Below are 11,900 nucleotides of genomic sequence, written 5' to 3'. Positions count from 1 at the left end.
TTGTAAATGATCAAATAGGAACACCGACAAATGCTGTCGATTTAGCAGAAGTTCTAGTTCATATTATTCTAGCCGACAACCGACAACCAATAACCGATAATTTTGGCATCTATAATTTCAGCAACGAAGGGCAATGCAGTTGGTATGATTTTGCTAAAAAGATATTTGAAATAAATAATATCAATATAGATTTAAAACCAATTCCAACAACAAGTTTTCCAACTCCAGCTAAACGTCCAAAGTACAGTGTTATGGATAAAAGTAAAATAAAGAGTATTTTTGTAATCGTAATTAAAAGTTGGGAGGAAAGATTGAAAGAAATGCAAACAAGTAAGTTACAGCATGAAAAAAAAGATTAATATAGTATTTCTACTTTTGACTTTTTCACTTGTTTTTGCTCAAAAAAACAGCAAAATAAAAGTTGAATATTCCGATTTTGCCGATATAAACCAATTGGAAGTTCCCGATGCACTTTTATTAACAGGAAATGTGCGATTAAGTCACGAAGATATAAAAATGACTTGTAATAAAGCCTACTATTTTCAAAATGAAAATTATATAAAAGCTTTTGGGAATGTTAAAATGATACAAGGTGACACTTTAACATTGTCAAGCAAATACGCCGAATATAATGGCGCTGTTAAAAACGCCTATTTTTCAGGACGAGTTGTTTTGAATTCACCAGAATCTACTTTAACAACAGATACAATCTATTTTGACAGAAACACACAAGAAGCATATTTTAATAGTAATGGAACTATCATAAATAAAAAAAATACATTAAAAAGTAAAGCAGGAAGGTATTATGTTAGAGAAAAAAAATACCAATTTTTGTCTTCAGTTGAATTAAAAAATCCTGATTACACCATAAAATCTAACCATTTAGACTACAAAACAACACAAGGTAATTCTCTGTTAAAAGGGCCTTCAACCATAGTAGGTAAAGAAACCTTTATTTATACTGAAAACGGTCATTACAACAGCAAGTCAAACACTGGGTTTTTTTTACAGAAATCCTATATTAAGTACAAAGACCGATTAATAGAAGGAGACAGTTTGTATTATGACAGGAAAACGGAATTTGCCTCGGGAACCAACAATGTAAAAATTACAGATTCCATCAATAAAGCCATTATCAAAGGACATTATGGAGAAGTTTATAAACAAAAAGATTCTGTATTCATTACCAAACATGCATCTATTCGCTATAAGGTTGAAAACGATTCAATGTTTGTTCATGCTAAGAAGATTTTTGTAACCGGGAAATCAGGTGAAAGAATAGTTAGAGGACAAAAAGATGTACGTTTTTACAAATCCGAAATGAGTGGAAAGTGTGACTCAATCCATTCTGATCAAAAAAAGGCACTTACCCAACTCATAGGAAAACCGATTCTATGGAATAACCAAAACCAATTAACAGGAGATGTGATGAACTTAATTGGAAACAACAAAACAGAAAAAATAGACTCTCTTAAAGTACTAAATAACACTTTTATTATATCAAAAGATACCGTTGAAACTGGTTATAATCAAGTAAAAGGAGTAAATCTATACTCAAAATTCAAGGATAATAAAATTTATGAAACAGATGTTGTTAAAAACGCAGAGGTTCTTTTTTATTTGCGCAATGACAATAATGAACTTATAGGCATAAATAAGTCAGTTTGCAGTAAAATAAATATGACAATGGATGGCAACAATAAAATTGAAACCCTAACATTATTCAACAACCCGGACGGTGATATTTATCCTGAAAAAGACTTACCCGAAAACGCAAGGTTGTTAAGAGGTTTTGTATGGCGAGGCGATGAACGAATAAAAACTAAAGAAGATATTTTTCCAGAAGACGAGGTAGAATTGGATAAAAAAATAGTGGAGGAAAGTAAGGCTAAATTTGTAGAACAAAACAACAAACAAGAAGCAGCTGACATCAATCAAATAATTTCAAAAATCAAACCTAATGAAACGGTAGTTGGACAAAGTTTTATAAGTAACATAGATGCATTTGAAAACAATAATAATTCAATTAAAGCTTCAGGATGGGCTTTTTTTAGTAATCAGTCACCGAGTAAAACTAGGATTATAATAGTATTATTAAAAGACGGAAAGACAACAAAACTTAATGTTCAAAAAGCAACTAGACCAGATGTAACCGCCGCTTTTAAACTAGACTATAATAATGATGAATGTGGTTTTAACGCAACCATTGATAGTTCTAAATTAAAAAAAGGCACTTATCAATTGGCATTGTATCTCAAAAATGAAGAAACAAATAAAGAAGGACTAATCTTAACAGATAAAACTCTTAATAAACAATAAAATAAAATTACATAATCATTAAAAAATGTCAAAAGATCAAAAACAAGCTTGGTTAGACTACTCAAAAGGGATTACCATTGAACATATTAAAAAAGCATACAACAATCCAACTAGTTTTCAAGCAGAATTTAATGTTGTGCTAAACAAATTAGTGGCCGAAAATAATTTGCAGTCAGCGATAGAGATCGGTTGCGAAGCTGGAATTAGTTTAATGTTACTTAATAAATCGTTAAGCCAGTCTGCTTTTTTAGATTATGACCATACTATTTTAGAAAAAGTTGAAATAGTATGTAGCGACTTAAAGTTTAAAGGCATTAAATGTATTTGCGAAGATATGTTTACTATGAATTCTATCCCAAACGAATCGTATGATTTAGCATATAATTCAGGAGTTATAGAACATTATACCAAAGATATCAGAGAAAAAGCTATAAAATCGTATACTCGAATTACAAAAAAAGGAGGTTATGTAATTGTTGCTTATCCAAATCATCATACTTTTCCTTACAGACTTTCGTATTTAATTGGACGAATGTTAGGTAAAAAAGTTTGGCCTTGGCCTAAAGAATACAAGTTTTATGATTTAAAAGATGAAATGAAAGCAGCCGGTTTAAATTATATTAGTAGAACCACTATGGACCGAGATACGCTTTTTAAACAATGGGTAACTAAATATAAAATTACACGAAAATTCTTTTTATTTTTAGATAAATTTATGCACTTTGAGGGTTATTTAACTGTTTGCATTGCTCAAAAACCAGTTTAATAAAATAAAAACCAGTATTAATCAAAACTAGTTGAAACTATAAAAATAAAATAAATATAATATTTAATGTAATATTACAAAAAATTTTAAAAACTGTGAAATCAAAACTTAAAATTGCCTTTTTAACCTCTACGGACCCAAATGACAGAAAATCTTGGTCTGGTATTCATTATAAAATGCTTGAAGGTTTAAAAAATCATTTTGAAATTGTTGATGCCATTGGTCCGATTAATAATGTTTTTATAAAATCATTTGGTATTATAAATCGAATAACTCTTTTTATTTTTTCAAAGCGATACAATCATCGACACAGTTTTTTTAAATCCTTTTTAAGTGCAAAAATTATTAAACATCGCTTAAAAAAACAAAATTATGACTTTATATTTGCACCATCAGTCCCAGCTGAAATTGCCTTATTAAAAACTGATATTCCTATTTTATATACTTCAGACTCTTCATTTGGTCAACTTAATAATTATTACGAAGGTTTTACTAAATTGTTTGATTTTTCTATTAAAGAATCTAACATAAATCAAAAAAAAACAATTCAAAAAGCTGCTATTTTAAGTTATTCTTCCCATTGGGCTGCAAATTATGTTAATGAATTTTACAAACCCCAAGGAAAAGTTTTTGTGAATGCTTATGGAGCAAATATTAATGAAGAAAATATAAATTATAAACCTAAAACTATAGACAAAAATAAAGAGATAAAATTACTTTTTATTGGGGTTGAGTGGGAACGAAAAGGCGGAAAAATTATATTTGAAACATTTTTAGAATTATTAAAAAACTATAATGTCAAATTGACTGTTTGTGGTTGCATACCGCCAGTTAAACATCAATCAATGACTGTTATACCGTTTTTATTTAAAAACGATAAAAATGATTTTAAAAAATTTAATTCATTAATGGAAGAAAGTCATTTTTTATTTGTTCCGAGTAAAGCGGAATGTTATGGTATTGTTTTTTGTGAAGCTAGTGCATACGGTGTTCCCAGTATTTCAAGAAATACAGGAGGAATAAGTGGTGCAGTTCAAAACAACATTAACGGAATATTATTAGAACCAAAGGAAACTTTTCAGGCTTATGTCGAAGTTTTTAAAAATTTAATTGAAAATCCATCAAATTATGAAAAATTAAGTCAATCGTCTAGAGATTTATATTTAAACAAATTAAATTGGAAAGTTTGGAGTAAAGAAATTTCTAATTTGATAATAAATTATAAAAAGTGAGTTTTTTAAAAAATACTTTAGCGGGTTTTTTAAAAGATACCAATATTAAATATCTTTTTTCTAAAGGATTAATATCGCTTGGTTTCCGAGTTTTAGGGGTGTGTTTTAGTTTTTATACCATTAAACTAATTTCAAATTTTTATTTTGCAAAAGTTTACGGAACCTTCTCATTAGCACAAACTATAATTCAATTGTTGTGTGTAATACTAACTTTAGGGGTTCAAAACACCATAATTGTAAGGGTAAATAGAAATATTGAACAAAAAGATTTTTCTGCTCAAAATTTTCTATTCCATGTTATCAAATTAGTTTTATTTGTATCAATTATTCCTGTTTTTTTAATTTACTTTTTTGCTCCACAAATTGCTATATTTATTTTTCACAAAACACAATTAACTTCTGTTTTTGAGTTAATTGCTATTTCCCTGCCCTTTTTTTTACTTCATGAAATTGCTGTTTATTATTTTATTGCGACAAAAAAATTAATACTTTTTGGATGGTTTATGTTTATTGTTCCAAATGTGCTTTTTTTTACATTTATTTTTTTGTTCAGAAATGATTCAATAAACGCATACAATATTGTAAGTTTCTATGGAATTTCATTTCTTATAACACTAATAATTGAATTCTGTTTTATCTTTTTTAAACAAATTAATTTTTCTAAACCCCAATTTTCTTATAAAAAAACATTAATCGCCTCGTTACCAATGATGTTTTCTGGCGTGATGAGTTTTTTAATTAATTGGACAGATGTTTTGATGTTAGGATCGTTTTCGACCGAAGAAAATGTAGGAATTTATAACGCCGCATTTAAAGTGGGAATGATTGTTTATATCATAATAATTTCAATGAGTGTTGTTATCGGGCCAAAAGTAACCGAGGCTTATGAATCTAAAAATTTTTCAGAATTAAAAAAAATTATTCAAAAAGCAACGCAACTTATTACATTTGTAACCTTGCCAATTGTGCTATTGATAATAATTTTCAGCGAATATCTTTTAAGTTATTTTGGCAATGCTTTTATTGCAGGAAAAACGGTTTTAATAATAATAGCAATTTCAACATTTATTAGTGCAGTTTGTGGAAATGTAGATTTAATTTTAAATTTAACAAATAACAAAAAATTGGTTTTGTATATAAATATTTTCGTTTTTCTAATAAATCTAATCTTAAACTATTTTCTAATTCCTACTTATGGAATTAATGGTTCGGCTATTGCCAGTTTAATTGCCACAATAGTTTTGAATTTTACTTGTGTCTATTTCATTAAAAAGAAATTTGGATATTACACACTGATTTAAAAGCAAATAAATTGAATTAAATTATGGCATTCGTTTTAAAAAAAAATAAATTTTATTTCGCACTTTTCGCACTTTGTTTAATGATTCCTTATTATGGGAGTTACGAACTAACTTTTTTAATATGGTCTTTTAGTGTTTTAATTACAATTCAAAAAAAATATTCACAAACATTTATAAAATACCTTTCTTGTTTTATTCTAATTTTATTGATTTCTGTTTTTAGAACAAAATTTAAAATCGAAAATATATATTATATAATTAGGGATTTTACTTATCTTTCAAAACCAATTCTGGGTATAATTCTTGGCTATCAAATATGTAAGTATAATTATAAAACGGCATTCTTGTCTGTAATAAAAATCAGTTATTTTGTATCTTTAATTCATGTTTTTTTTATTGTTTATTCTTTTTTATTTCGCAACGCACATTCCGTAGGTGATATTCGTTTTTATTGTGGATACTTCAGTGATTTTGAAGTTTATGGATTAATTATTTTATTATTTCATAAAAAATTTGATATTGAAATTCACAAAAAGAAATTTTATTTAATGGTAGCAATTATAACTTTTTCGAGTTTAATGTATTTATCTAGAAATAATTTTATTCAGTTTATTATATTATTCTGTGGCTTAAAAGGTTATTTTATTTTGAATAAGAGAGCGATTTTGGCAATTACTTCACTAACTTTATTTACGGTTATTTCATACTTGATTATTTTAGCAATAAATCCAAAAAGAAATGGAGTTGGTTTTGAAGCTTTTTTATATAAAGTTAAAATAGCACCTACAGAAGCTTTTAAAAGTAAAATAAAAACTCACGATATTATCTATTTTAACGATAATTACAGATCGGTTGAAATTATAAATACGATCCGCCAAATGCAATATAAAGGAAGTCTATCTATATTATTGGGCGAGGGTTTGGGTTCAAAGGTGGATTTAAAACAAAAAGTTTGGCTCGGTGATTTAGAAATGAGATATATTTATGTGTTACATAATGCATTTATGACAACCTATCTCAAATCAGGTATTTTGGGCATATTATTGTTATTATATTCCATATATTTGATATACAATCAGCCAAAATCTAAAATACCAATAAACAAAAATATTAATTTTTTATTAGTTGGAACGGCTATATTTTTGTTAATTTCAAACTGGGTTCTTATGGGATATTATTTTACCGAAGATTCCAAATCAATTTTGGTTGGTTTTTTAATAGCATATAAAGAAATAACTGATAAAAATGAATTACTCAAAAACGGATTTGCTTAAAATCAATTTTACATTTTCACTGGTTTCCCCATCTCCATAAGGATTTGTTGCTTTTGAAATGGAATTATAATAGTCGTTGTTTTCTAATAATTTCTTTGTTTCTGAAACAATTTTTTCTTTGTCTGAGCCTACTAAAATTGCTGTTCCTGCATCAACACCTTCCATTCTTTCTGTAACGTATCTTAAAACCAAAACAGGTTTCCCTAAACTTGGAGCTTCTTCTTGAATACCACCAGAATCGGTTAGTATTATATTACTTTTACTCATCATCCAAATAAGATCAGGATAATCAAGAGGTGAGATTAATTTTATGTTTTTAGCAATTAGTTTTTTATAAGCAATATCCTTAACATTAGGGTTAAGGTGAACAGGATATACAATTTCAACACTTTCTGAATACGTTGAAGAAATTTCAAGTAAAGCATTACAAATATCTTCAAATGGTTCTCCAAAATTTTCTCTTCGATGGCACGTAACTAATAGTATCTTTTTTGAAAAATCTATAAAATTATACTTTTCAACGAATTGATTTTCTATCATTTTTACTTTCTCTAATCCTAAAAGCAAAGCGTCTATAACGGTATTCCCAACAACGAAAACATTTTTATTGATATTCTCTTTTATCAAACTTTCTTTAGAATTTTCAGTAGGACAAAAGTGAAAAGATGCTAAGTTTGAAGTCAAAACCCTATTCATTTCTTCTGGAAACGGCGAGTGCATATCATTACTTCTTAAACCAGCCTCAATGTGTACAATTTTAATTTTCTGATAAAAAGCAGCAATTGACGATGCTAAAACTGTTGTTGTATCGCCTTGAACAAAAACATAATCAAAATGCTCTTTTAATAAAATTTCATCTGTAATACGCGAAATCAAATCGGCAGTTAACTGATGAAGAGTTTGATTAGGCTTCATGATGTTCAAATCATAATCAACATTAATATTAAAAAAATGCAAAACTTGATCTAACATTTCTCTATGTTGAGCTGTAACACCAACTTTTACATCAAATAATTCATCATTAGAAAAACATTGAATTAGCGGAGCCATTTTTATAGCCTCTGGTCGAGTTCCAAATAGGAATAGTGTTTTTTTCATTATTAGAATAATCCTAATTTTAAGAAGTGTAAAACTACTAATAAAAACTATATTTGCGACTCTTAATTTGCTAAAATGAAAGTGCTTTTTCAATCTCGAACCAATTTATTTGATGCTCCAGGTGGCGACATGATTCAAATGTTAAAAACGAAGGAATTTCTTGAAAAACTAGGTGTAACCGTTGACGTTTCATTAGAGTTTGAGCCAGATTTATCCAACTATGATTTAGTTCATTTGTTTAATTTGATGGAACCACAAGACATTTATCGTCAAATGATAAATGCTAAAAAGCAAAATAAAAAAATTGCTTTATCAACAATTTATGGTCTTTACACTGAATTTGAAAGGAAAGCACGTGGTGGAATTTTTCAAAAAGTAGCCAATTTTCTCTCTCCATATCAAATAAATTATTTAAAAACATTAATAAAACACTATTTTGAAAAACGTTTTCACAAAGGAGTTTTCAAAATGACTTATAAAGGATATTATGGCTTAATCAAAGAAATTGTTGATAACACTTCCGTTTTTTTGCCTAATTCAGTTTCAGAAATGAACAGAGTTGCAACTGAATTTAATCTTAAAAACTACAATTTTGTTTCCATTCCAAACGCTATTGATAAATCGGTTTTTACAGATAGCGATACTGAAAAGCCAAATAAATATTCAGAATTCAAAGATTGTATTCTTTGTGCCGCAAGAATAGAAGGAAGGAAATCAACATTAAATTTAGTAAAAGCAGTGAAAGGAACTAATTATAAGTTAGTTCTAGTAGGTAAAGAATCACAAAATCAAAAAAAATATGTTGAACAAGTTCATGAAGAAGCTGGAGACAACGTAACTTTTTTAGGTGCAATTTCACACAATGATTTAGGAGATTTATACAAAGTTGCTAAAGTACATGTATTAGCAAGTTGGATGGAAACACCAGGATTATCATCTTTAGAAGCTGCCACAATGGGATGCAATATAGTTGTTACAAAAAAAGGAGACACCTATGACTATTTTGAAGATTATGCATTTTATTGCGAACCAGACGATGTAGATTCAATTAAAAGAGCAATTGATAAAGCTTACAATTCAATATTCAATCCAAAACTAAAGGAAAAAATACTCACGGATTATATTTGGGAAAAAACCGCACAAGAAACCTTAAAGGGATATGAATTAATATTAAAACATTAGTTTTTATAATTTTTTAAAACAACAAAATTCCCTATTTTAGCCCTCTGAAAAAGAAATAACTTCATGAAAATTGCCATTCTCGGAACTCGTGGAATTCCAAATCATTACGGAGGTTTTGAACAATTTGCCGAATTTTTTTCGGTTTATCTTGTAGAAAAAGGGCATGATGTGTATTGCTATAACTCGCATAATCACAAATTTCAAGAAAAAACTTTTCACGGTGTAAATATTATTCATCAAAATGATCCCGAACACAAATTTGGAACGTTTGGGCAGTTTATTTATGACTACAATTGCATCATGGATTCTCGTAAAAGAGATTTCGATATCATTCTTCAGTTAGGATATACAAGTAATTCTATTTGGTATTTTCTTTTGCCAAAAAAATCAATTATCATTACCAATATGGATGGGTTAGAATGGAAAAGAACTAAATATTCTATAACAGTACAACAATTTTTAAAATTTGCTGAAAGATTAGCAGTGATTAGCAGTGATTTTTTAGTCTCAGATTCATTAGGCATTCAAAAGTTTTTGAAAGCTAAATACAAAAAAGAATCAACTTATATAGCTTATGGGGCATATCCTTTTTCAAATCCAGATGAAAGAATAGTAAAAAAATATGGAGTTGAAAAAGAAAACTATAATATGATAATGGCACGCTTTGAACCTGAAAATAATTTGGATATGATTCTGGAAAGTGTTGCTATCAATGAAGAAAAAATGCCAATTTTGGTAATAGGAAAACATCAAACTAAATATGGTCAATATCTAAAAAATAAATATAAAGATTATCCAAATATTCGTTTTATTGGTGCTCTTTATAATTTAGAACATTTAAATAATTTGCGTTACTTTTCTAATTTGTATTTTCACGGGCATTCAGTTGGAGGTACTAACCCTTCCCTTCTTGAGGCAATGGCCTCCAAAGCTTTTGTAATTGCTCATGATAACGATTTTAACAAAGGAATTTTAAAAGAAAACGGATATTATTTTAGTAGTCCAACAGAGGTAATAAATATTCTTAATACAATCAGAAAAAATGATAACTTGCAATTAGTTCAAAATAATTTTGACGCTATTGTAAATGAATTTAATTGGGAAAAAATAAATGGTGAATATTTACAACTCTTTGAAGAGTGTTTTTCAAAATCTGGTAAAAGAAAACAAAAATAATAGTTCTTTTATACCAACACTTTTAGTTTTAGTCACGATACCTTTATCTTTTGCAATAAATAATGTTGCTTTAGGAATATTAATAGCTGTTTCATTATTTACATTTAAAAATAAAAATTTTTCACTTCAAACAGAATTAATAGTTCCTATTTTATTATATTTTTTAATGGTTTTTTCCTGTTTTTGGTCTGTTGATATTAAAAGTTCGTTAGTAGCTTTGTCTAAAGAAATACCGTTGTTATTAATACCAATATGTTTTTTGATTTTTAAAACTTTTTTTATAGAACAAAAACAAAAATTAGTTGCTTTTTTTAGTTATTCAATGTTGCTTTATGCTTTGTATTATGTTGTTAGAGCATTAATTAGATATTTTATATCAAAAGATACTAGAGTATTTTTTTATCACGGGGAAGACAATGAAGATTATGGTTTAGTGCCTAAATTATTGAATGCCATACATGTTTCTGTATTTGTAGCTGTTGCTTTTTTTCATTTTTTCACTAAAGAAATTAAGACTAAAGCAGATACTTTTATTTCCATTCTTTTATTTGGATTTGTAATGTTACTCTCATCAAAGAATATAGTTTTAGTCATTTTTTTATTGGTTCTTATTTATTTGTTTTTCTTTTCAAAAACTGCTCACAAAATGCGTTTAAGGAATTTATTAATTTTTATAGCGATAGCCGGATTAATATTCTCTTTTGGAAGAATAAAACAACGTTTTGAAATAGAGTTCCAAGCAAATACAAACAAAAGTATAAGCACTAATGTGATTGAAGGAATTCCTGCAGTCGTCCATAATGTTAGCGTTAAAGAAGCATGGACAAATAAAATGTTTACACCCAATGATTATTTTAATGGCACGGCTTTTAGAGTGTATCAGTTTAGAATATTCACAGAATTAATTAAAGAAAACAACATCTTTTTCATAGGCTTAGGATTAGACGCTTCTTATCCCAAGATTGAAGAAAAGGCAAAATATTATAATTTATATTTAGGAAAAAATGGAGAAGATGGTTATCAAAATAAAAATTTCCATAACCAATATGTTCAGAATTTTGCCGATTTAGGCGTTTTTGGTTTTTTATTGATAGTACTAATGTTGTTTATTAATTTAAAAAACGCATATAAATCAAAAGATTTTGTTCATTTTGCTTTCTCAATTCTAATGATAAGTTTATTTTTGACAGAATCATTTTTATGGAGACAAAGAGGTGTTGTATTTTTCACCATGATGTATTGTCTATTTAATTCTGGAAATACAACAATTAGATCCAAACAAGAATAAATATTATATGAAAAGAATATTGATTACTGGTGCCGCTGGGTTTTTGGGTTCGCATCTTTGTGACCGTTTTATTGCCGAAGGATATTTTGTCATTGGAATGGATAATTTGATAACGGGAGATTTAAAAAATATTGAACATTTATTTAAAGTTAAAAACTTCGAATTTTATCATCATGATGTGACAAAGTTTGTTCATGTGCCAGGAAATCTAGATTATATTTTACATTTTGCTTCTCCTGCCAGTCCAATAGATTATTTAAAAAT

11 protein-coding genes are annotated in these 11,900 nt (G+C 27.8%); 10 read left to right on the top strand and 1 reads right to left on the bottom strand.

Annotated features, from left to right (window positions below; all coding sequences use genetic code 11):
* From ACOYLT_RS07665 to ACOYLT_RS07640, 6 genes are all read left to right on the top strand, one after another.
* Nucleotides 1–359 (top strand): SDR family oxidoreductase (locus tag ACOYLT_RS07665; protein WP_422853279.1); only part of this gene is annotated, 359 nt, incomplete at its 5' end.
* On the top strand, nt 343–2,319 hold the full coding sequence (locus tag ACOYLT_RS07660) for an OstA-like protein (RefSeq protein WP_422853278.1): 1,977 nt from the start codon (nt 343–345) through the stop codon (nt 2,317–2,319). The genes ACOYLT_RS07665 and ACOYLT_RS07660, both read left to right, overlap by 17 nt.
* Nucleotides 2,320–2,344: 25 nt before the next feature.
* Nucleotides 2,345–3,085 carry a methyltransferase domain-containing protein gene (locus ACOYLT_RS07655; protein ID WP_422853277.1) on the top strand — a complete coding sequence of 247 codons (741 nt, stop codon included), beginning with the start codon at nt 2,345–2,347 and terminating at the stop codon, nt 3,083–3,085.
* Between the two features lie 95 nt (nt 3,086–3,180).
* On the top strand, nt 3,181–4,317 hold the full coding sequence (locus ACOYLT_RS07650; protein WP_422853276.1) for a glycosyltransferase family 4 protein: 1,137 nt from the start codon (nt 3,181–3,183) through the stop codon (nt 4,315–4,317).
* Nucleotides 4,314–5,618 carry an MATE family efflux transporter gene (locus ACOYLT_RS07645; protein WP_422853275.1) on the top strand — a complete coding sequence of 435 codons (1,305 nt, stop codon included), beginning with the start codon at nt 4,314–4,316 and terminating at the stop codon, nt 5,616–5,618. Before ACOYLT_RS07650 ends, ACOYLT_RS07645 begins: the two co-directional genes overlap by 4 nt.
* A 344-nt stretch (nt 5,619–5,962) precedes the next feature.
* Nucleotides 5,963–6,892 carry a hypothetical protein gene (locus tag ACOYLT_RS07640; RefSeq protein ID WP_422853274.1) on the top strand — a complete coding sequence of 310 codons (930 nt, stop codon included), beginning with the start codon at nt 5,963–5,965 and terminating at the stop codon, nt 6,890–6,892.
* Here ACOYLT_RS07640 and wecB read toward each other — a convergent pair.
* On the bottom strand, nt 6,869–7,990 hold the full coding sequence (wecB, locus tag ACOYLT_RS07635; protein ID WP_422853273.1) for a non-hydrolyzing UDP-N-acetylglucosamine 2-epimerase: 1,122 nt from the start codon (nt 7,988–7,990) through the stop codon (nt 6,869–6,871). The two genes, ACOYLT_RS07640 and wecB, sit on opposite strands and share 24 nt — an antisense overlap.
* A 75-nt stretch (nt 7,991–8,065) precedes the next feature.
* On the opposite strand from wecB, the gene ACOYLT_RS07630 reads away from it, so the two are divergent.
* The 4 genes from ACOYLT_RS07630 to ACOYLT_RS07615 form a co-directional block, all read left to right on the top strand.
* On the top strand, nt 8,066–9,172 hold the full coding sequence (locus tag ACOYLT_RS07630; protein WP_422853272.1) for a glycosyltransferase family 4 protein: 1,107 nt from the start codon (nt 8,066–8,068) through the stop codon (nt 9,170–9,172).
* A 63-nt stretch (nt 9,173–9,235) separates the two neighbouring features.
* Nucleotides 9,236–10,348 (top strand): DUF1972 domain-containing protein, encoded by a 1,113-nt coding sequence (locus ACOYLT_RS07625; protein WP_422853271.1) that lies wholly within the window; start codon nt 9,236–9,238, stop codon nt 10,346–10,348.
* Nucleotides 10,284–11,636: an O-antigen ligase family protein gene (locus ACOYLT_RS07620; protein WP_422853270.1), complete on the top strand. Its 1,353-nt coding sequence runs from the start codon at nt 10,284–10,286 to the stop codon at nt 11,634–11,636. The genes ACOYLT_RS07625 and ACOYLT_RS07620 overlap by 65 nt, the downstream gene beginning before the upstream one ends.
* 7 nt (nt 11,637–11,643) lie before the next feature.
* Nucleotides 11,644–11,900 (top strand): NAD-dependent epimerase/dehydratase family protein (locus ACOYLT_RS07615; RefSeq protein ID WP_422853269.1); only part of this gene is annotated, 257 nt, incomplete at its 3' end.

Origin of the sequence: Flavobacterium sp. (assembly GCF_049318185.1) — a bacterium.
Classification (GTDB): Bacteria; Bacteroidota; Bacteroidia; order Flavobacteriales; family Flavobacteriaceae; genus Flavobacterium.
This window is presented reverse-complemented; position numbering and strand designations above follow the sequence as displayed.

Coding starts and splice junctions, on each gene's coding strand:
- ACOYLT_RS07625 (WP_422853271.1), top strand. CDS start 9,236: ATGAAAATTGCCATTCTCGGAACTCGTGGAATTCCAAATCATTACGGA.
- ACOYLT_RS07655 (WP_422853277.1), top strand. CDS start 2,345: ATGTCAAAAGATCAAAAACAAGCTTGGTTAGACTACTCAAAAGGGATT.
- ACOYLT_RS07620 (WP_422853270.1), top strand. CDS start 10,284: ATGGTGAATATTTACAACTCTTTGAAGAGTGTTTTTCAAAATCTGGTA.
- wecB (WP_422853273.1), bottom strand. CDS start 7,990: ATGAAAAAAACACTATTCCTATTTGGAACTCGACCAGAGGCTATAAAA.
- ACOYLT_RS07660 (WP_422853278.1), top strand. CDS start 343: ATGAAAAAAAAGATTAATATAGTATTTCTACTTTTGACTTTTTCACTT.
- ACOYLT_RS07630 (WP_422853272.1), top strand. CDS start 8,066: ATGAAAGTGCTTTTTCAATCTCGAACCAATTTATTTGATGCTCCAGGT.